At 35.4% G+C, this 23,744-nt stretch carries 8 protein-coding genes; 6 read left to right on the top strand and 2 right to left on the bottom strand.

From position 1 onward, the window contains the following. Positions 1-32 precede the first annotated feature (32 nt). The 3 genes from HGP29_RS04055 (at position 33) to HGP29_RS04065 (ending at position 8,926) form a co-directional block, all read left to right on the top strand. Positions 33-5,507: an Ig-like domain-containing protein gene (locus tag HGP29_RS04055; RefSeq protein ID WP_168881064.1), complete on the top strand. Its 5,475-nt coding sequence runs from the start codon at positions 33-35 to the stop codon at positions 5,505-5,507. A 23-nt stretch (positions 5,508-5,530) separates the two neighbouring features. Then, positions 5,531-6,451 carry a PorP/SprF family type IX secretion system membrane protein gene (locus tag HGP29_RS04060; protein ID WP_168881065.1) on the top strand — a complete coding sequence of 307 codons (921 nt, stop codon included), beginning with the start codon at positions 5,531-5,533 and terminating at the stop codon, positions 6,449-6,451. A gap of 66 nt (positions 6,452-6,517) precedes the next feature. Next, positions 6,518-8,926 carry an OmpA family protein gene (locus HGP29_RS04065; protein ID WP_211093194.1) on the top strand — a complete coding sequence of 803 codons (2,409 nt, stop codon included), beginning with the start codon at positions 6,518-6,520 and terminating at the stop codon, positions 8,924-8,926. Positions 8,927-9,000: 74 nt separating this feature from the next. Here HGP29_RS04065 and HGP29_RS04070 read toward each other — a convergent pair whose 3' ends face one another. Both HGP29_RS04070 and HGP29_RS04075 read right to left on the bottom strand, forming a co-directional pair. Further along, positions 9,001-12,468, bottom strand: coding sequence for a CHAT domain-containing protein (locus HGP29_RS04070; RefSeq protein ID WP_168881067.1), 3,468 nt, complete (start codon positions 12,466-12,468; stop codon positions 9,001-9,003). Positions 12,469-12,594: 126 nt separating this feature from the next. Beyond that, complete coding sequence (locus HGP29_RS04075) at positions 12,595-16,551, bottom strand: two-component regulator propeller domain-containing protein (protein ID WP_168881068.1); 3,957 nt, start codon at positions 16,549-16,551, stop codon at positions 12,595-12,597. A gap of 327 nt (positions 16,552-16,878) precedes the next feature. Here HGP29_RS04075 and HGP29_RS04080 point away from each other — a divergent pair, with 327 nt between their 5' ends. The 3 genes from HGP29_RS04080 to HGP29_RS04090 all read left to right on the top strand — a co-directional run bounded on the left by HGP29_RS04080 (position 16,879) and on the right by HGP29_RS04090 (position 23,709). Continuing rightward, a complete protein-coding gene (locus HGP29_RS04080; RefSeq protein ID WP_168881069.1) occupies positions 16,879-19,017 on the top strand; it encodes a cadherin repeat domain-containing protein in 2,139 nt (712 codons plus the stop codon). Between the two features lie 76 nt (positions 19,018-19,093). Beyond that, positions 19,094-22,102 carry a SusC/RagA family TonB-linked outer membrane protein gene (locus tag HGP29_RS04085; protein WP_168881070.1) on the top strand — a complete coding sequence of 1,003 codons (3,009 nt, stop codon included), beginning with the start codon at positions 19,094-19,096 and terminating at the stop codon, positions 22,100-22,102. A 23-nt stretch (positions 22,103-22,125) separates the two neighbouring features. Then, the gene (locus HGP29_RS04090; RefSeq protein WP_168881071.1) at positions 22,126-23,709 is read left to right on the top strand and encodes a RagB/SusD family nutrient uptake outer membrane protein; all 1,584 of its coding nucleotides are present in this window, start codon (positions 22,126-22,128) and stop codon (positions 23,707-23,709) included. The last annotated feature ends 35 nt before the right edge of the window (positions 23,710-23,744 follow it).

The raw sequence follows: 23,744 nt of genomic DNA on the forward strand, positions 1-23,744 counted from the left end.
AATTTAATACTCCATAAAAACTATACTACTGTATGTGTCAATCATATAGAAGAACACTATTACTTTTAATAACCACATTTTTCCCATTACTATTAATTGCTCAATCTGAAATCTGTGATAACGGAATTGATGATGATGGTGATGGCCTTATTGATTGTTTTGATCCAGATTGTACCAATTTTCCGGGTTGTGACGGATTCTATTTTGGTAATGATTCTGCGACTTGTCAGGTGATTCCTCCAATTGTACCGAACTTCAATATTGTTCCCAAGTTCTCAACTGATCCCAACGTTGCTAAAATTGAGCAAAGGTCTGGTGTGATGGTTGCCGATCTTGATTTAGACAGTATTCCAGAGCTTGTAGGAAAATCTATGCCCAAGGGTGAGCCAGGCTTTATTAATATATTTAGTGGGGCAGATGGTAAACTTTTACAGCAAATCACAGAAAAAGGAAACACGCATGCTTATACTCAAGTTGCCATTGGAGATGTTGACAAAAATAAGCTTGGAGATATCTTTGTTAATGAAGGCCGCGTAGTTAGACGTTATGAATATTTGTCTGACCGTTTCATTGCTGAGTCCCTCCCCGCTAAAGTTGTTTCTAATATGCAAACTCCTCAGCTTGCAGACTTTAATGGGGATGGTGTACCTGAAGTTTATTTAGGTAATTCGATTTTCAATGCTATCACTTTAGCAGAATTAATTGCTCCAGATTCTGCAAAGAATAGTGGTTCCTTCTCTTACAATATGAATTCCGAAGATGGGAATAAAATTGAAGATGCATACCCATTAGCATATGATGTTTTTCAGCCTGGAGATAGTAATCCCAATGGAGGAACCTTTGGTAATGAAGTAGAGGGGTTAGAATTAATTGCTGGAGGAAAAGTTTATGCTGTCGATATTGCAGGTGGTACACTTACTGAATTAGTGAGTTGTCCTTTACCCTCAGGTTATGATAATCATTACAGACCTGGTGATGGCTTTGTGAGTATAGGTGATTTTACTGGTAATAATAAACTAGAAGTGATTGTTGCTTCTAAGATTAATAATAAAGGGATTTCTATTTATCTATGGTCACCTTATACGCAGACCTATTTAGGAAATTATGTTTTTGAAAATTCTGATAAAATTGGTCGCTGTAATCTTGGAGACTTTGATAATGATGGAATGATTGAAGTTGGTACAGCAGGCAAAAATCAATATGTTGTACTTGAGTATGATGCAGGAACAAATGCATTAGTAGAGAAGTGGAAAAAACAGAAATTAGATGATGGCTCTCAGATGACTGGGTCTACATTATTTGATTTTGATGGTGATGGAAATATTGAAGTTGTTTACTCTGAAGAAGAAAATTTATTTATTTGGAGGTGGGACGACGACAGTAACACTTTTATAGAAGTTTCAAAAGTAATTTCAAGAGCAGGAACAAGAACTGAATATCCTTTGGTTGCTGATGTAAATGCCGATGGACAAGCAGAGATTGTGATGTCAGCTCAAGATGTCAATGGTCCTGATTCTGAAGCAAACGGATTTATACAAGTATGGGGATCTTATGATTCTCCTTGGGTTTCTTGTAGAAATCTCTGGAACCAACATGGTTATCATGTCACAAATATTAATGACGATTTAACGATTCCTATTGCACCACAAGATAACTTCAATCCTTATTTTGAAGGTACTTTAAATTCTTTCTTGAGTCAGACCCCTTTTATTACGGATAGTTTAAATATCTCTTTTGCTACACCAGATTTAATAATTCCAGATATTGAAGCAGATTTATCAGATTGTGCTGACGGTTCAGATATTCCGATTTTTATCACCATTGAAAACCAAGGTGACTGGTCTGCTGCATTAGGTACTCCGGTAACATTATATAATGGAGATCCTTACAGTAGTTCATCAGCTTCTGTAATTGATACGGTTTTATTAAGACAAACAATACAGCCAGGCGAATCTACAATTGTCAACGCTTTGGTTCCTCAAGATGGTACAAATACCATTGAACTGTATATCCTTGCAAATCACAATCCTTATGCTTTTGATGGATCTACTGTAGATGTACCATTGCCAGCAGATACCGTTTATACTCCACTTTTGGAATGTGATTATTCGAATAACTTATCATTGAAGTTAGAAATCAATGGTTGTGTAATTCCTCCTACCTTAGACTTGGACAATAATAATAGTTCAGGTATTGATGGAGCGGATTATAATGGTGTGTATTACAGAGGATCTTTAACATCTGGAGTTATTGCTGATATAGATACGAAAGTGACACTTTTGGGGACAGACTTTATCTCTTATGCCGATATTTCATTAACGAAAATTGAAGCTACAGATTCCTTAATTGTCCGGGGGACTTTGCCGGGAAGTCTGACATGGAGTTATACCGATGAACAAAGGGTAGTACGTATAGAAGGAGGAGGAACGAAGGCAGAGTTTGAAGAAGCCTTGAAGTTAGTCTATTTTTCCAACAATGATTTAACAGACTTTACTCAAAGAACGACTCAAACTATCTTAAGAGTTGAGACGACTTCTGTAAGTAGTAATACGGCGAATTCTTTTATCACTATAAAATCTAGACCAACTTCTCAGGATGAAACTATTACTATAGATGAAGATACCTACCATCAGTTTTCGGAATCTGATTTCTTATTTAACGATGAAGATGGAGATACTTTCGATGGGATTAGAGTCTCTTATCCATTAGACCCGTTGAATTTCCATGGACGATTGGTATATGATGGAGATACCCTTACTCCATATCAATTGACTTTGGGACATGAAATTCCAGATGTTACCTTGTTAAGGTATTACCCTATTGCAGATGAAAGCAATGACAATTATGATCCTTATTCTAGGTTTAATTTTAGAGTAAAAGACAATACAGGTATTGATTTAAATAACCACCATTCAATAAGGCATTTATATACTATTAATGTGACTCCTGTAAATGACCCGCCTATATCTAAGGACTCTACAGGTATTGCACCTTTAAATGTTGTTATTGATCAAGCAGTTGAGGACTTATTTTACTTTTCATCAGTAGATGCATCTGCTACTTATAAGTCAGTGATAATAAAAAGTCTGCCGGTACATTCAGCAAATACGGTATTCCAAAGAGATAATGGAGGAGGTAGCTTTGTGGATATTGCTATCGATGATGAAATTCCTGTTGGAACTGATATTCGATATGAAGCAACTTCTATGGTTGGTACTGACCCTATCAACTATGATAGCATTCATTTTAAAGTGGTAGATAATCGAGATATCCAGAGTGTTGATGAGTATACTTTTACAGTTAGTTTATTAATTGATTTAGTCATTTTAGACTTTTATAAGATTGGGCAAAAAAATACAGACCTACCTTTCAATAGTGATGAATTCAATAATCATTATCACAACATTACACCAACAGTTGATATACAAAATGTTATTGTCAAATCATTACCAGCGAATGGCACATTAGTTTTTAATGGTTCAGACGTTGCACTAAATCAAAGCATACCATTTACTTCCATTGATCAACTACTCTTCAGACCAGATACGTATTGGCATGGTTTAACCAGTTTTAATTATGCTGTAGAAGACGAAAATGGTGATATGTCTTCTGAAGATGCAAGAATATTTATTTTCATAGAAAACAATAGGCATAATCCAGTCGCTTTAGACGATTTCTCAACAACAGTCGCCAATCAATCAATATTCGTTGATGCTCTAGTTAATGATACAGATGCTGATGGAGATTCCATTTACATTAGGAGAATTAATGCTACTTCACATGGTTCTGCATCTATTGTAGATGGGCAAGTTTATTTTGTTCCTGAAGATGGTTATGTAGGAAGTGATGTTAATGGAGGTAGAGTTAGCTATACGATTACTGATGGTATAGATGGAGAAAGTACAGCAATTATTAGTATCAATATTCTAAATGATGCTCCTACTGTAGGTGACTTATACTATGGTGGTTATGTTGGAGATACAATCCATTTCACTTATAATGATTTCAATGCTAGATTTTCTGATAGTCAGGATTTGGATAAGATTAAATTCACATCATTACCTTCTGAAGGGACAATCTACATGGAACCCTCTACAGCGATTACTGTCGGTCAGGAAATTGATGCCGCAGATATAAGTTCACTCTTTTATATCGATGACTTAAGAAACTTGGAGGTGTTAGAAAACTTCAATTGGAATGGTTCAGATGGAATACAATATGCAGATGTTGATGGAAACGTTCGTATCCAATTATATACAAAAACACACCCTCCAACAGCTATCGATGATCAAGCACAGACATTTGATAATACCCCTGTTTTAATCGATGTATTGGACAATGATTTTGATCAAGATGGCGACAGCTTGATTGTGACAACAGCTTATATGGCTGAAAGAGAAGAGGAAAATGGAGTAGTAAAAATCATCAATAATCAAGTTGAATTTACGCCAACAAGAGACTTTAGAGGCCTTACCTATGCAAGGTATTATATTACAGACGATAGGGACGGATACTCAGAAGCACTAATCAGAATTATAGTATCAGACTCCCCTGACTCACCAGAAGCAACACCGTTTGAAAAATATGGACAAGTGAATGAAGATTTACCCTTATCATTAGTTGATTTTGAAAATCATTATTCTGATCCAAATAACCTGGCATTGGATAGTGTTGGCATAGAGCAACTATCTAGAGATGGACAGATGTTTTTGGGAACTACTGCTGTGACTTTAGGACAAAGGATCCATAGAAGTCAATTAGATCAGTTGTTGTATAGACCTAATACCGATTATGTTGGGGATGATCACATTTTGTATAGTGTAAATAATGGTTCCCATTGGAGTGGTACTTCTAGTCGAGTTACATTCCATATTGTCGAAAACCTAGATGATATTATACCTGTAGTAGTTGATATCAGTAAATCAGGAGATGAGAACCAAGATATTCCAATAACATTATCGGATTTCCAAAATGCATTTACCGACCCAATGGATTCAGCCATGGTATCCATTGTTGTATTAAGTCTTCCAGAAAATGGTGAACTAACTTATAATGATGAACCTGTAGAGATAAATGAAACATTCTCAGTAGATAGTTTGGATCAGTTGATTTATACTCCTGATTTTGATTTTGCCGGTGATGATCAATTTGAATGGAATGCTACAAATGGAAGATTATATGCAGAAGAATCCGCTTTTGTATTAATTGACATCGGTCCTGAATTAGTGATTTATTCATCATTTACTCCTAACAATGATGGCATAAATGACTATTGGCACATTAAGGACATTGAATTTTACCCTAATAATGAAGTAACGATTTATAACCGTTGGGGTAATGTTGTTTATAACTCAAATGGTTACAATAATGCTGACATAAGCTGGGATGGCACCAATAACGGAAATGGGGCTGGAAACAACGTATTGCCAGCAGCTACATATTTCTATAAAGTGGATTTAAAAGATGGTAGTCCTGTTCGTTCGGGATATGTAGTTCTTGCAAAATAACCTAAACCTAGAATACTCATTTTATGAAAACTATACATCAAATATTGTTGCTTTCAGTGGTGTTTATGGGAATTACGTTTACAGTTAATGCTCAGCAAAATACACTATACTCACAGTATATGTTTAACGGTATGACGATAAACCCAGCATATGCTGGTAGTCAGGGAGGTATCAATACATCATTAATTTACCGACAACATTGGACGGGTGTTGGAGGCTCTCCACATACGTCTACAATAGCGATAGATTCCCCTTTAGGCAATAAGCGATTGTCAGTTGGAGGATTGTTTTCGCAAGACAAAATTGGAGCAACAACAACACAAAATTTTAATGTAGTTGGGGCTTATCGTATTAATCTTGGTGAAGGCACTCTATCATTTGGATTACAAGGAGGTTTAAATAGTGTAGCTGTTAATTTTGCAGACCTTACCTCTCATGTACCAGACCCGTCTTTACCAAATGAAAGAGTAAGGAGGAATGCTCCGAATTTTGGAGGAGGTTTGTTCTATAATACGGACAATTACTATGTGGGATTTTCGGTGCCAAGGTTATTGAATTCAGACTTGGGAGATGCTAATTCGACGCTTGTTGTAGAAGAACAACGTTATTATTTTGTGACCGCAGGTTATGCATTTTTTATCAACCCTAATTTAGTATTAAAGCCCAATGCATTAATTAGAGTAACTGAAGGTGCACCGGTTCAAGCAGATATTAATGTAAATGCTTTATTGATGGAGTGGTTGTGGTTAGGAATGACCTACAGAACTCAAGAATCGGTAGGGTTTATTACAGAGCTCCAACTGAATAAGATATTTAGAATAGGCTATTCTTATGATTTAATTACTAACTCAGCATCAAACATTACCAATGGATCGCATGAGTTCATGATCAATTTATTTTTCGAGAATAAAAAGAATAAAATCAAAACACCGAGATATTTCTAACAACGAATGAAAAAGTATATATACATAGTATTTCTGTTGATATCATCAATGACCTTAGGTCAGACAATGCAAAATCAAAAAGTTCAGAATATCGATGAAAGAAATGATGAACGTTTTGAAAATATGGACTATGCATCCGCACTAAAGCATTATAAAAAGCAATATGAAAAGGAAACTGATTTAGAAAAAAAGCAAACGTATGCTATTCATGTTGCAGAGTGTCTTCAGAAACTAAATAAGCCACAGGAATCAGTTCAAGTTTTTCATGAACTAGATAGCGCTGGAATTGAAATTTCAGGAGAAATAGCGGAGATTTATGCAGATGCGTTAAGTAATACCGGAGAGTATAAGGAAGCTAAAAAGTGGTACAAGGTAGCGTTTAATGAGCCAAATGGTCAGAACTCTGCAAGGATATATGGAAAGATGAAAAACCTTTCAATGATTGATACTCTTCAGCTAGATAAGGACTTATTTCTTGTGAATAATGCTCCATTTAACTCCGAGAATGATGATTTTAGTCCATTGGTATATAATGGTGGAGTTGTCTTCGCCTCTAATCGCCCCAAAGGAACGGGTGCAAAAAAATATGCATGGGATGGTGGATCATTTCTGGACCTTTTCTATTATGATTCTACTGGAAACATTAAAAATTTCTCTAAGAAGATCAATAGTAAATTTCATGAAGCTTCCGCTGCTATAAGCCCTGATGGGAACATGATTGTATTTACAAGAAGCGATAAAAAAGAAAAAACGGAAGACAAGCAAAGTAATTTACAGTTAATGGTCTCTTCTAAAAATCAAGATGGAACTTGGGGCAAACCTTCTGGTTTTTTATGGAACTCTGTAGATTTTTCTACAGGGCACCCTGCTTTCTCAACAGACGGTAAAAGGCTTTATTTTGTGTCAGATAGACCTGAAGGTGTAGGAGGTGCTGATATTTACTATTCTGAGGTTTCAGACGGAGGGAAGTTTGGTTCTCCGGTGTTGATGGGTAAAGAAATTAATACAGTAGGGAATGAGGTGTTTCCTGTGATTATTAACGATAAACTATATTTCTCATCCAATGGTTGGGGAGGTTTAGGGGGATTGGATATTGTGATGCAAGACCTCAATAATATACAGTCTAGACCAGTGCACTTAAAAGCTCCGATCAATTCTAGTTATGATGATTTCGGGGGTGCACAAATCGATATGAATACCTATTATATCTCTTCAAACAGAGCAACAACATCTTCATCAAATGAGAATGATAATATTTTAGAAATCAAAAAGAGCTTTTTCAAAGGAATTGTTATTGATAAGTTCACAAGGGAACCTATCGAAATGGCCGATGTTACAGTTCTTGGAAAAAGAGTAGCTATTTCAGATAGTGCTGGGTTATTTAAAGTGAGTTTTGAAGATTGGAATCAACAAGATATTATTGGTGGTAAAGATGGGTACCAACCCGATTCAGTTTTAAGCGAAGAGGCTGTGTCAAAAATCAGTACTGGAGAATTAATAGTTCTTGAATTATCCAGACCAATTATTGAAGGGGTTGTATATGATTCTTTGTCTAAAGAACCATTAATAGCAAGAGTTACGATTGCAGAAAGGTCTACAGGAAAAAAAATAGAAGTATTTACTGATTCAACAGGGTATTATCGAATTCCTGTGATGGCAAACGAACATTATGATTTTCTTTCAGAGAGGCCAAGGTATTTTACTCGAAGACAAGCTGCCAATACAGGAGTTCAAGTAATTACAGAACGTAATATTGCAATGAATCCTATTGTAGGTCAGAGAGTAAGAATCTACTATGATTTTGATAAGTTTGATATTCGTTCAGATGCATCACATTCTTTAGATACTGTAGTTACGGTAATGAAGTACAATCCTACAATTACCATTGAGTTGTCTTCACACACAGATATCAGAGGTAGAGAATCTTATAATCAGAAGTTATCTGATGAAAGAGCAAAAGAGGCATTTGATTATGCTGTATCAAAAGGGATTTCTGCAGATCGTATGACGTATAAAGGGTATGGTGAGACGATGCCGGTTATTGAGTGTAAAAACAAAAGGTGTTCTGAAGACGAACATCAGATGAACAGAAGAACAGAGTTCTATGTGACCGGATATATTAATGAAAAAGGGTATTTCGGAGATGATTATAACAAGTTCTATCCAGATTCATTATCGGAAGTATTAGTAGATAGTGATGGGGAATTGATGCGATCAACTCAGAATACGATTACAGGTATTTTTGAAAGTATGATAGGTGGTGTTGAAGGGTATGATGTTTTCGCTTATGATGACCAAAATAAACCTTTGGCAAAAGATAAGACGACTAAAGAAGGAGTCTTTAATTTAATTGTTCCTAATCAGTATAAATATAAAGTGGTGATAGAGAAAGAAGGTTTGGAAGTAACTCATCGATATATTAATCTCGAAGAGTTTGACGGAAAGAGTTCTTTTGATGTAGTCATTTATAAATAGAAATTATCAATAACAAAAAAGCCTAAGACCTTATTTCTTAGGCTTTTTTGTTATTGAATGATTTCTGATAATATTTAGTTTATCAGTACAAATGCTCCCCAATAATAGGGGTTAGGATATTCTTTCTTTAAAGCCAATTGAGCATTTTTGAAAGCAATATCTTTGTTTTTTGTCTCAAACCATTGCTTGTAAAATTCATTCATCAGCTTTTGAGTAGCTGCATCATCTACACTCCACAAACTCATGATAATTGAATTAACACCTGCGATGCTAAAAGCGTATTGAAGACCAGAGATACCATCTCCTGCAGAGATCTCAGATACACCTGTCTGACATGCTGATAAGATCAATAACTCTGTATTTTTAAGGTTTAGACCTTTCACTTCATAAGCAGTTAAGATACCATCATTACCAGAATCATAGATATCAGTCAGCTCTCTATTTTCTTTTTGTGAAACTTCAGTAAAGAACAACCCAGATTTTAATAGTGGGTTATTCAAAATAGGAAACTGTAATTCATCCAAATAGAAACCATGAGTAGCCACATGCATAATGTAAGGTGAGGTTTTCATTCCTTTTATGTTCTCTTCAGTTGCTTGGAATTGTGATAAAGAAGTCACATTCCACCCCTGTTTTTTGAACATTGTTTCAGCATTTTTTATTTCAGTATCCGTACCCGGTAAGTTATTAAGGTAGAAATAATAGCCACCGTCAGAATCTGAAGTAGCTTCTTCTGTCACTCCTCTGGATACACCTTCTCCTGAAGTACCATCATGTTGGAAAACGGGGTTGCCTACAAGAAGGATGTCTTTGGATACTAACTTCTTTTGTGTCTTGGTTTTGATATCAGCTGTACTTATTACTAAATGAATATTTTCTTCTTCAATAATATGTTTACCTGTAGCAGAGTTCTTCATGATATTTAAGTTAATACCATTATAGATACCATCTTTACTTAGGTAAATTTTAGTAGTAGTGATATTTAGAGTGTCTAAAACCTTACGAATAGGCTTCCAGTAGTAATCGTATGGATTCACCTTTTTCTTGGGTTTATTCGTAGACATAACCAAAGATCGACTATGTGGTGTAGTCAGACGGTTATAGATCGCCAAAAGATCAGTTTCCATAAGTCTTGCGTTTCCGATAGGAACAAACTTAGGGGACTTCAGTTCTTTCGAAATAATGATAGCGGCATAGGATTCTTTTGCTTTATTGATATTCTTCAACTTGATAATTTCAATAGCCACTTCTCCTTCTTCAAGGCTTTTTTGTGTATCCTGCCACTTTATAGACTTTTTGATACCTAATGAATCTTGTTTGGTATTGGTGGCATATACCAACGATTTTTCAAGATTATTGATTCTGTCCGTAGTCATGTAGGTATCAATACCGAGTGCCTTTCTTTCTGACTTAGACATAAAGTTAACAGTGGCTAACTTCGATTTTAAATGCTTAAGGTTTTCTGCATAGTTCGTAAACATTACAGAGTTTCTATACTCATTTAATTGTTCAATCTTATTCTTTCTCGTCATCGCTTCTTTTAAGAAGTACTTACGGTAGTTCGTATGAATATCGTAAGCCTTCGCTCTCATTAGAGGAGACTTTATGCCTCTTTCAGAAGCCATCATGCTGTAGAAGTAAACAAAAACCCCACTAGAGTAATGTATGAAGTTAATTTTCTCGTCTTCACTCGTAAACTTCAATTGCTCATCATATTGTTTAAAGCGAAGGTCTACTGCTTCCAATATCAGTTGTTCTGCTTCAGGCCATTTATTTTGAAGGGAATTGACATAAGCAATTCTGGCCATGATTCCAGGTTTGTAAATAGAGGTGTTGTCGAATGTGTTGACTACCTTCTTGTATTCGGCTAACGCTAGTTCGTACTTCTTCTGAGCGAGGTAAATATTCCCTTTGCAGTCAATGATCTCAATACGTTGGTATTCTTTTTCATCAATACCTTGTTTCTCTGCAAATTGATCTGCTTTTTCAAAGTACTCCAAAGCTAAATCAAACTCTCTATTTTTTAGGGCAGCTTTTCCAAGAATATTATTTCCTTTAATCAATAGGGTGTGATTAGGATTTAAATTGAGGATAACACTATCAATAGACTGTTGAGTTTCCTGAACTATAAGATTTATATCCTCATCACCTTCACTTAATTGAGCATTGAGAAGACTAAGTTTTACTTTAAAGTAACTCAAACCTCCCTGCATATTTCTTTTCTTGATGAATCGAAGCTCACTAGAACAGATATTTACAGCATCATTTACCCTACCTAGAGTTACGAAAAGAGAGCCTAACACCGCAACGGCATCACTGTAATGCCTAGTGAAGAATACTTTCTCTTGGCGAACAAGTGATATCAACTCCATTAGCTTTAACTCCGCTGAGATATAATCACCATTGATGAAATCTAATTCTCCGGCCACTTTTAAATAGAAGAAATCAAGATCCCTTTTGTTGTAATTATGCTCCTGAGATTTTGCAAGGTAATTGGTGGCATTTTTTGTATCACCTTTCATCATGTAGATATCTGCCAATTGGAGTAGAGATTCTACGTATACGTTGTTATCGCTATTATTTACATCAAAGTTTGAAATGATTTTTTCATAGAAACTGATAGCATTCTTAAAGTAATTTTGTGCTTTTAGTGTATTGGCGATCTTAAAATAAGCAACTAAAGTGGCAGGGTGTTTTGGTCCTAATGATGCTTCTAATAACTCTTTACAATCATCGTAATGAGTATAAGCCATTCGGTATTCGTTTTTTAACAAGAAAACATCACCAATTTCGAGAAGCATATCAGTAAATAAGGGGCTTTTTTCGAGATGTTGTGCAATAAGTGAACTTTGAACTTCTTCTAGAATTTTATTGGCCTTTTCAGGTTTAAACCATTTGGTGTACAGTTGAGCTTGGAGATTCTTAATCCATTCTATTTTCACAGTACTCTCCACTTTTGATTTCCCGAAGTTGGTATTGTAAGAAGATAGACTTTGATTAAAATATTCTTCACTTTTTTCAAACTCATTGAGATTGAGATGGATGATAGCCCTGTTGATTATACAAAGGTTATAATCAGGATGTTGCTTAGTAAGCGTTTTGGTATAAATCATCTCCGATTCATTGACGATCGGAATTGCTTTATAAGTATCTCCCAAGCTTAATAAACAGTAGGCCTTGTAGTTTAAGGCAAGCCCATAGTCTGGGTATAACCAGCCCGAAGAATTATCCATGATTTGGATACTCTCGTCTAGAAATGTTTGTGCGGTTTGATACTCTTTTCTAAGTATCGCTAGTTCTGAAGAAACAATAAGAGGAATTACTACTTCTACACTTTTGGATCCAAACTTACTTTTAACTTGTGAAACCCAGGCTTTCGACAGCTTCTTAGCATCAAGTAATTTACCTTGAAATTGGAGAGAATAGATAGAATCCGGGGTAATGATTCTTTCTGCTTCTTCTGCAATTGATAAATAGGTAAAGTTTAGGAATAAAGTAAGAAATAAGAATGCCCTTTTGACATTTTTATAGCTTAGCATCATTAGATATTCGTTGAAATGGAATTGAGTTAATAAGTGCAAAGATAGTGAATGATTACTTATTTATCATTAGGATGCTACTTTTTTCTTTAAATAATTAAACTTTACATGTGTAAGATGTATGAAGTGTTAGGAGTTTTCTTCTTTTTGTGTTTTGTACTCTTTTCGATACTGTGAAGGAGAAACATTGTACTTCTTCTTGAAACTAACTCTAAAGTACTTTGCATCAAGAAAACCCACTCTTAGCATTACTTCTGAAATAGGAAGGTTACTTTTTTCGAGTAATTTCTTAGCGTATTTAAGTCTGAAATTGCGGAGAAACTCAGTAGAAGACATTCCTGTTTGTTGTTTTATCTTTTTGTATAATGAAGACTGACTTAATCCCATTTCTTTTTGAATTTTCTGAACATTGAATTCAGGGTCAGCAAGGTGTTCTTCTATCAGGTTGGTGATCTTTTTGATTAATTGTTCATCCTCATTTAAAGGAACGACTTCTTTAGATTCCGATAGTACTTCTGCTCTGTATATATTCTTAAAATACTTTCTACTATTAATGAGGTTCTGTAAGTGAGTTTTAAGAATAGAAATGTGGAAAGGTTTAGAAATACACAAATCTGCACCAGCTTTTAATCCACTTACTTTAGTTTTTTCAGTAAGATTTGATGCGATTAAGATGGTAGGAATAATAGCCAGTTTAGCATCTTTCTTAAGCTTTTTAATCACTTCAATGCCATTATTGCCTTCTAAAGTGTGATCTATAATGATGATATCTACTGGGGTCTTACTTAAGAATCCCATCATGTCTAATGGGTTATCAAAAGTATGTAGGTGGTATTCGCTTAATATATTACTTAAAAAAGTGACAGCATCTTTATTGTCATCCAAAATCGCTATATGTTGATCTACTTTTATCACCTGTTCTGAAGTAGATTCGTAGATCTCAGAGTTAACAAACAAAGCACTACTTTCCTCAACATCCATCTTAATTTCTGATGTAGAATAACTCTCTTTATTGATTGGGAAACTAATTCTAATAAAATCGTTTCCTGTTTGTGGTAATTGAATACTTCCTTTATGTTTTTTGAGATAAAGTTCACTCATTGGAATACCTACAAGCGATGTTTTCCTTTTAGTTAAATCGATATGTTTTTGATGCATATTGGTATTTAAAAGGTGAATATCGATATGACAAAGCTCCTGTAACTCTTTAAATTCAGTATCCAACATTATCATAATATGGTCTGAAGAGGAAGAATTTTGCAATACAGAAAGGAATAAAAAGTGTAATACAGTTTCGATCTTTTCTAAATCAAACCAGCCTGAAACATCTTCTTCAGGTAGTTTTACTTCAATTTGAATACTTTGCTGTTGTGCCTGTAATTGGAAAGATTCCTTAAAGTTTAATAAAAATGTATTGAGATTGTATTGGTAAACTTCTAATTGTAACTCCCCTTCATCTTGAGTTTTATTAGTTAAGATAAATCGAAGGATATTATGCATTTTAGACGCATTAAAGAAAAGCATCTGCAACTGTTTTTTCAATTTTGAATTAGTGTTGCGTTTATCAAGAATCATGTTCTCTAATGGCATCAATAATTGATTAATAGGAGTATTCAGTTCATGGATGATATCCTTATAGACTTGCATGTTTTCTTGCTGTAGTTTATTCTGTTGAGCTTGAAGTTCTAATTGAGAATTAATTTTTGCTCTATTGTCAATAAACTTCTTCCAATAGTAAATCATCAGAATAAAAACTAAGACATAGATAAACTTCGCCCACCAAGTTCTCCAGATTGGAGGCTCTATCTGAATGGATAGAGAATAAGGAGTACTCCAAGGTCCGCCAGCTACTTTTGTGGCAATAAGTAGAGTGTAACTTCCTGGGGCTAGATTACTAAAACTTGCCACATTGTTTTTGCCTACATTATTCCATTCCTTATCCCATCCATGTAAATAGTACTTATACATTAAAGTTTCGGGGTGTTTATAGTCGATCCCTTGGTATTTTACAGAAAACTGATTTTGACTGTAGGATAAAATGATTTCATCAGTATCCGTAATACTATTGGTGAGAATTTGATTTTCCTGATGAGGAATAATTTTTTCATTCAACACCTTTAATTCAGTGAGTACAATGTTAGGAGAGTATGTTTGAGGAATGATTTCACTAGGAGTGAAGTAATTTAGACCTCCTGCACCGCCGAAATAGATATCACCTCTTTTAGTCATAGCTTTGGAGCCATCCATAAAATCGCTGGACTGTATTCCAACATCAATACTATGTTTGTTGACAATTTTTAATGGATAATCAAATTCTATAATACCATGGTTAGATGATAGCCATAATTTTCCGTTTTGATCTTGTTGTATAGCATGGATAATATTAGAAGTGAGTTCCTTGTGGTCCTTAAATTCTTCAAGTCTTTTTTCTTGGTAATGATAGGCAAGAAGTCCTTTGTCGTAGGTACCAATCCAAAGAATATCTTTTTCTTGATCAAATAAGAGATCAAAAATGATCTCAATATTTACAGGTAATTTGATGGGTTGTAGAACTTTTGAATCAATGTTATAATTAAATAAACCACCATCATCGAAAGTACCCAACCATAACTTATTGCCTTTACTACAAATAGATCTGATATCCATAGTTCTTGTTCTATCAATACTTACCGCTTTTTGCAAGTCTTCGTCATAGTAATGCAAACCACCTCTGTTCGTACCAAACCAAATTGTACCATTTTTATCTTCTCCAAATGATCTGATATCTTGGACTAGTAATCCCTGATCCATACCAATGCGTTGAAACCCATCTATTCGAGGTAAGTATAAATTGACACCCCCATTATAAGTACCAAACCAAAAACGGTCTTTTGAATCTTTAAAAGCACTAATAATATTATTATCAGAGAGGGAGGTCGTATCGTTGGGTATATGAATATATCGATGAGATGTTTTGTATTTTGTATTGTATGTGGTGATGCCTTCTCCATCTGTTCCGGCCCAAATTGTTTGATTATCATCCACAATAATACCCCAAATGATATTACTTTGAAGTTCTGTTTTACCTAATAATTTGAAGGTATGAAACTGATCCTTTAATACATAAATTCCATTTCTTTGAGAGCCAATCCACAGGTTTTGTTGAGCATCTTCAAAAATACAGCGTATGGTGGTGCTACGATCTGAGATATCAATTCTTTCTAAATATTGATTTTTTGAGGGAGTAATCTTCCATAAGCCATTTAGTTCAGTACCAACCCATATATTATTCTCACTATCTGTATGTAATGCAATAATTGGAGTATTAGAAAATGCTCTTTGGTGTACACTGTAGATAGTTTTGTTTTTAGAATCGTATTTAGAAATTCCTTTTTTTGTCCCAATCCAGATATTTCCATCATGATCTTGCGTAAAACTATGAATCACTTTCGATGGTATTTGATTAATACCTCTACCTATAGGAAAAGTAGTGACATACTTATTGGATAAGTTGATGAGGTCAATGCCAGCATCCTTAGTTCCCACCCATAATAATCCAGTTTTTTTATCGATTAAAATAGTTTCAATTAGGTTCGATGATAGAGGTAATGTTTTGCTGTCTTTATACCAATGCTCAATCACTTCATTATTATTATTGATGATATATAACCCAAAACCATTTACGGTAACTATCAAATTATTATTAGGTAGAACAGCGATATCTGAGATGTTTTTATTCGCTAATTCTCTAACAGGGTTTTCAATAATCTCTTTTTCTTGGTTAATTCTTCTTAGTCCTTTTGTTGTTCCAACCCAAATAGTTTCATTCTTATCAATTTCTAAAGTATTGACAAAGTGGGAAGGAAGTTGATCTCTGTAAGAACCTTGTGCTGTATTAAAATTTTGGCCATCAAAGTTACTTAAACCGCTTTCTGTTCCCATCCAAATAAAGCCATGTTTGTCTTGTAGAATCTCATATACGGTATTGTGAGACAGACCATCTATGGATGTGAAGTTTTGAGCTTTGTTTTGCCCCTTAATATTTGAAGAAATAAGGAGTAGTGTGAGTAATATTCGAATGATAACGGTATTATTTATGGAAGGCATTGGTAGAATACTTTAAGGAAAATAGTTTGTGCTTCTTTCTTTTGCGTGAAATTAACACTTAAATTAATATCTTTACAGCGGGGTGAAATGAATATAATTGTATTGTTTGTTAAGTTATTGATTTATAGTGTTTTAAAATTAATTTGAAAATATTTAATATTTAAATAGCCCTTTTTGTTTAACTAGAAATGAATAGGGTGAAATGATTTGACCCTTCTATAAAATTATTTATTAGACCCTTATTTCTAATTCACTATTTCATATTTGTTATCGAAAGCAACAGTAAAAGGAAACTTTTTTGTGAACTATTAAATTTAGTATGAAATAATGATGACTAAACTTTACTATTACCTATTAGGACTATTACTTATTATATCAGTACAGTCTTGTAAGGAAAAAGAAATTAATGATCCAACTAATCCTCAAATCAACTTAGAGGAAGAGGTGGAGGCCTTTAGAGGGGAAACCATGCAAATTCAGGCAGTGGTAACTCATGAGATGGGTGTTAAAGCAGTGAGGTTGTATCAACCTGATTGGAGTTTGGACAGAACAATTAACCTTGAAGAGGAAGGTTCTCCAAAAGAATTCAATTTAGATTATATGTTTGCAGTACCTACAGATGCTGCCGACGAAGTGACTATTGAAATTACAGCAACAAGTGTAGGGGATAATACAACTACAGCTTCTCAGAAAGTAATGACAAAAGCTTCTGAAAGTATGTATTTAATGGCACACAATCTTGAAGGAAGAGATGCCAATTGGGGAGATCCATCAACAGCGATTAAGATGGAAAAGTCTTCAGATAACCCAAATGAATATTCTACTGTAGTCACTTTTATGAGTGGTGGTGGTTCAGATGCTTGGGGTAGTGTACTTGCAATTATTGGCCAAACTACAGGAGTTTTGCCTTTCAATGCGGTTGTCGACTTTGAAAATGTTCCTGAAAAATATAAGGATTCAGAATGGTGGGGAAGCGATAACAATTACGTACAAGAAAGTAATTACCCAGGTTATGTAAAGTTTGATGATGAAGCAGGCACAATGGAGTTTGACATGGTTACACAAGAAGATGCATCAACTCCAATAGTAGAAGAACCGGGTTTCTATAACTTACATCCGTTAGCCTTTTATGATAATGGTGGAAAATATGAGGTGAAGTTCAATAAAGAAACAATGAAATTAACGATTTCATTAACTGAAGCAGTAGAGCCTCCTGTAGAAGCAGATATGTATATTGTTGGTGGTGGCTTCCCGGAATCTGGTCAATGGTGGGATCCTTCTAACGGAATTCCAATGACAACAACTGAAGAAGGTGTATACACAAAAACAAATATTGAAATTGAAGCGGGTGCTGAAATGAAATTTGTAGGACAAAGAGATTGGAGTCCTGATAATTTTGGTTGGATTGCTCAAAACGAAGAAGAGAATAATACTACAGATGAAACTCGAGCGATGCATAATGATCAAGGTTCTATTCCTTATCTATTTGAAGAAGCAGGTTATTATGATATCGTATTTAATAAAAACAACCTAACAGTTACAATTACAAAAGTAGGTGATGTGGCTCCGCCAGAGTTCCCAATTGCAGAAGAATTGTATATTATTGCTGGTGGTACACAAGAACTAGAAGACGGTTCATGGTATGATCCATCGCAAGCGTTACAAATGAACAAAGTAGCAGATGGAATTTTTGATGTAACACTGAACTTTAATGACTTAAGTGAAGATGATTGGGGAGTATATTTCTCTTTCGTTGGACAAACAGATGCTTATACACCGATCAATTTTGGATTAACGGGAGGGAATGATGATCCAACAGATAACGAAGTGTTTGATCTTACTAAACCAATTGAAGACCTGAACTATGAAAATATTGATAGTAAGCAGAGCTTTGTGTACTACTATAACAAGCCAGGTGAATACAAAATTACAGTCAACATTAATGATCAAACTGTATCGGTAGTTTCTACAACTGTTGAAACTTACTACCTAATGGGACATAACTTGGATGGCAGTAGTGCCAATTGGGGAGATCCATCAACAGCTATATTAATGACTCAATCTGAAAGTAATGCGAACTTATTCTCTACTACGGTAACATTTATGGCTGATGGAGGAAATGACGCTTGGGGATCAGTTTTAGCAGTTATTGGTCAAAATACAGCGGTAACTCCTTTCAATGCTGTGTTAGATATTGCTTCAGTAGACCAGTCTCATTATGATACAGATTCATGGTGGAATGGTAATACGTATGAGCAAGGAAATAATTATCCTGGCTATGTAGTTTACGATAATTCATCAGACGAAATGATTTTTGATTTAGTTACTGATGCAGCTGCCACAACTCCAATCGTTCAAGAACCAGAATTTTATAACCTTCAACCTTTAGCATTTTATAATTCACCAGGAACATATGTTGTTACCTTCGACAAAGCAAGCATGACATTAACCTTGGAATTACAATAGAAAAATCCTTACTCCCAACAGGCTGCACTAGTTTGTTGGGAGACTAATAAAGCAAGACTTAACATCGAATACCGGAATGAAAAAACAATTATTATTACTTATCAGTCTGTTGTTCAGCCTAACAGTATGGGCACAAGAGCGTCAGATATCAGGTACAGTGACTTCATTGGGAGAGCCCTTAATTGGAGTGACTGTAGTAGTCAAGGGTTCAACAATAGGAACAACGACAAATTTTGAAGGTCAATACTCTTTAAAAGTAAAGGAGGGAGCTGTACTACAGTTTTCTTACATCGGCTACACTACCAAAGAAATTACAATTACTACTCAATCTAAAATAGATATCGCATTGATTGAAGATGCAGAGCAATTAGAGGAAATTGTGGTAGTGGGATATGGTACTCAGAAGAAGAGTGAACTAACCTCAGCTATTTCTTCAGCAGACGGTGAAGATTTAAGAAAAATCTCTACTGGTGATGTTGTAACGTCACTTCAAGGTAGAGTAAGTGGTGTTCAGATTTCTCAGTCAGGTGCTGCTCCGGGTGAATCTCCAACAATTAATATTAGAGGTATTTCAACATTAAACGGTAACACACCACTATATGTAGTAGATGGAGCTCCAGTTGAAGATATTACATTCTTATCGCCAAAAGATATTGCTGATATTCAGGTATTGAAAGATGCTTCAGCATCAGCTATTTATGGATCAAGAGGTTCAAATGGTGTAATTATCGTTACGACAATTAAAGGTACTGAAGGTTCAATGAAAGTGAGTTTTGATGCTTCTGCAGGTGTTCAAAATATAGCGAAGAAACCAATGACGGCTGGTTCTGAAGAGTACCAACAAGCAAGAGCGTTAATTGATCCAAGTTACCAGTACATAGAAAATGCTCCGAACTCGAATTGGTTTAATGAAATCCAGAACAATGGGGCTCCAATTCAAGATTACAGTGTGAATATTACTGGTGGTTCTGAAAAAATCAGATACAATATGAGTGGTAACTACTTCTCTCAAGAAGGGGTTTTACAAGGGTATGACTATGAAAGATTCACAGGTAGATTTGGAGTAGACGTTCAATTAACGGATAAAATCACAGTGGGTCAAAGTGCTTCAATTACACCATCTACAAATGTAAGTGGACCGGGGTCTATGCCTTTTGATGCAGTACGTCTACGTCCTACGGATGCAGTATATAAGCCGGAAGATGAAAGAGAAGGATTAAATGAATACAGTATTTATGCTCCTTCGTCTAACGATGTAGCCAACGTAGCGGGTAGAGTAGCAAGAAATGATTATTCTCAAAAGGAAAATAAAATTTTCTCAAATACTTATCTGAACTATGATATTATCGATGGTTTAACCTTCAAAACTCAATTTAGCTATTACTACACCACTTGGCGTTCTGATACGTTCTCACCAACCTATTACATCGGACCAAACGATCTAAACAATGTAACTAGAGCAGAGCGTAGACAGAACATTAGAAGTAATTATGTATGGAATAATACTTTAACCTATCAGAAAGTAATCAACAAACATAGCTTCTCTGTAATGTTGGGTACGGCTACCGAAAGACTAGTACATCAGACATTAGGAGCATCAGGACAAAACATTCCTTCAAATGCACCACATTTAAGATATCCAGAAGCTGCACAAGATGGTTATTTAGGCTGGGGTACCAAAGAATGGAACTCTTTAGCTTCAGGTTTTGGTCGTTTCACTTATGCATATGATGATCGTTATTTTATGACTGCTAACTTCCGTATGGATGGTTCTTCTAGATTCCCTGAAAGTAATAAGTGGGCTGCGTTCCCATCGATTTCTGCTGGTTGGAATATTTCTAACGAAAGCTTTATGGAAGAGGCGACTTGGTTAAGTAACTTAAAAATTAGAGGTGGTTGGGGTACTATTGGTAACCAAGCTATCAACGATGGAGCTTATACGACAACACTTTCAAACTATGACTATGTATTTGGCCCTGATGGTCAAAGATATCCAGGTCTTGCACCAGATGTGATTGGTAACAGTAACTTGATTTGGGAAACTGTGGAAGATAAAAACATAGGCGTAGACTTTGGTTTCTTGAATGGTAAAATCACAGGTTCGGTAGACTTTTTTGAGAGAAATACGAAAGACATGTTGATGCAGAAAAATGTTCCTCCTCATTTAGGTTACCCTGGCTATCCTGGTGAAATTTGGGCGAACGTTGGTAGTATGACAACAAAAGGTTGGGATGCTACAGTAGCTTATAACATAGATAAAAAAGATTGGAGCTTTGGAGCTGTATTAAACTTATCACAAGCAAGATCTACAGTTACTCAACTGGCCAACGAAGGTGAAGTGATTTGGGGAGGTAACTCACAAAGAGTAAATAACATGACTCGTACTGAAGTAGGTGGTACAGTAGCAGGTTTCTACGGCTATGTTCATGATGGCATCTTCCAAAATCAAACAGAAATCAACAGTCATGCAACAAAAGAAGGTCAACTAATTCAACCAAACGCTAAGCCAGGTGATATCCGATTTAAAGATCTTGACGGTGATGGTCAAATCACAGATGCAGATAGAACATATATTGGCAATCCAGAGCCAGATTTGGTATTTGGCTTAACATTAAATGGAGCTTACAAAGGTTTTGATATTTCAATGACCTTCCAAGGAACATATGGAAATGATGTGATCAATGCTATGGCTCCTTATACTTACTCTGGTGATTTAGGAAATTCGAATGTTCAGGCAGGAGTAGTAAACAGATCTTGGTCGGGTGAAGGTTCAACCAACTTCTACCCAAGGTTAGCTGGAGAAAGTCAAACTGAAAACTTCCATAGATTCTCAAGTTTATATATTCAAGACGGTTCATTCTTGAGATTACAGAACATTCAAGTCGGTTATACTTTCAGCAAATTAAAGAATGTAGATAGATTAAGAATATTTGCATCAGCTCAAAACCTATTTACAATAACAGGTTATGATGGAATGGACCCAGATGTATCGGGTGGCTATTGGGGAATTTTCGATAGAGGTATCGATTGGGGTGATTACCCTACACCAAGAACTTACATGATGGGATTAAACTTCACTTTCTAATCAATTCAAAAGAGCACAAAAGAATGAAAAAATTAGCAACATATATATTAGCAGGAGCCTTGGCATTCGGGACAGTAGGATGCAAAGACTTTCTTGAAAACCCAAGACAAGGGGTACAGAACTTAGACAACTTTTATAATACTGAAACAGAGATCACTCAAGGTTTAATGTCTGCTTACTTCTGGTTAAGCGGGGACGATTGGTGGTATAAAGATAACTTTCGTTTTGTAGGAGACATTTGCTCAGATGATGCCTTTGATGGTTATACAGATCAATTGAGCTTCACTTTACTCTCAAAATTTGATATCACACCACAAAACGAGTGGTTAGAGTACGAGTGGATTTATAGCTATAAAGGAATTTTCCATGCTAATATTGTCCTTGAAAAAACGGAAGGATCTCCAGTCGAAAATCAAGAATTTAAAGAACAAGTGATCGCTGAAGCAAAGGTACTTCGAGCTTATCAATACTTTGGTTTAGTAAGAAACTTCGGAGGTGTGATACTTTTAGAAAGACCTGCTTTAACTGATGAAGTTGCAGATGAGCAAGCTTCTTTGGGAAGAAGTACTGAAGAAGCTACATGGGCATTTATTGAAAGAGATTTATTGGAAGCGATCGAAGTTTTACCAACTAGAGGCCTTCAAGATCCTAATGAAATTGGTAGAGTTACTAAAGGGACTGCACAGGCATTATTAGCCAAAGCATATTTATATCAACAGAAATATCAAGAAGCACTAGACCAAGCTAATGCGATTATTCAAGATGGCGATTATTCTTTGGTACCAGATATAGAAGTTCTTTGGGATAACTCACAAAGAAACTCAGCAGAATCTGTTTTTGAAATTCAAACTTCAGGTGATATAACATTTGCGTTAGGAACATCATTCCCAACGGTAACAGGATCTAGATCTTCAAAGAATAGCCCTAGTTTTTACGGAGGTGTTGTTAATGGATGGGGATTTAACACTCCATCTTCTCACCTTGATAATGCTTTTGAAGAGGGAGATGCCCGTAAAGGAATGACCATCATTAAGCATTTGGATTTATTGGATGCCGATGGTAATCCAGATCCAGATGAAGGAACTCCTTACTATGCATTTGCTGATAATGAAACCGATGGATCGAATGCATCTGGACGTATTAACAGAAAAATGTTTTTAAAACCATCAGCGCGTAATGACTGGTATGGAAATGATCCTTACCAATATAAAATTCTTAGATACGCAGATGTACTACTTATAGCTGCAGAATGTGAGGTAAGAGTAGGTGCTGCAGGTAGAGCGGCACAGCATGTTAACTTACTTCGAGAAAGAGCATTTGGCGATAACAGTCACAACTATACTTCGGTAACATTAGATGATGTATTAAACGAAAGAAGACTGGAGCTTGCGATGGAAGGAGAACGTTTTTATGACCTGAAAAGAACAGGAAGAATGACGCAAGCTATGACAGACTTTGTGAATTATAATATGAATAACAATACAGATTATGATGCTGGTAATGACAAAGGAACACTTTGGGATGAAAGCAAGCATATGTATTTTCCTATTCCACAAACACAAATAGACTTATCTAACGGGGCAGTAGAACAAAACCCTGGATATTAATCTAAAATCAATAGTCAAGGTGGTTTTACTGCCTT

Origin of the sequence: Flammeovirga agarivorans (genome assembly GCF_012641475.1) — a bacterium.
Lineage (GTDB): Bacteria > Bacteroidota > Bacteroidia > Cytophagales > Flammeovirgaceae > Flammeovirga > Flammeovirga agarivorans.

What these genes read in the sequence shown, in the direction of transcription:
- HGP29_RS04055 (WP_168881064.1), top strand. Translation starts at nt 33, where the DNA reads ATGTGTCAATCATATAGAAGAACACTATTACTTTTAATAACCACATTT.
- HGP29_RS04060 (WP_168881065.1), top strand. Translation starts at nt 5,531, where the DNA reads ATGAAAACTATACATCAAATATTGTTGCTTTCAGTGGTGTTTATGGGA.
- HGP29_RS04065 (WP_211093194.1), top strand. Translation starts at nt 6,518, where the DNA reads ATGCAAAATCAAAAAGTTCAGAATATCGATGAAAGAAATGATGAACGT.
- HGP29_RS04070 (WP_168881067.1), bottom strand. Translation starts at nt 12,468, where the DNA reads ATGATGCTAAGCTATAAAAATGTCAAAAGGGCATTCTTATTTCTTACT.
- HGP29_RS04075 (WP_168881068.1), bottom strand. Translation starts at nt 16,551, where the DNA reads ATGCCTTCCATAAATAATACCGTTATCATTCGAATATTACTCACACTA.
- HGP29_RS04080 (WP_168881069.1), top strand. Translation starts at nt 16,879, where the DNA reads ATGATGACTAAACTTTACTATTACCTATTAGGACTATTACTTATTATA.
- HGP29_RS04085 (WP_168881070.1), top strand. Translation starts at nt 19,094, where the DNA reads ATGAAAAAACAATTATTATTACTTATCAGTCTGTTGTTCAGCCTAACA.
- HGP29_RS04090 (WP_168881071.1), top strand. Translation starts at nt 22,126, where the DNA reads ATGAAAAAATTAGCAACATATATATTAGCAGGAGCCTTGGCATTCGGG.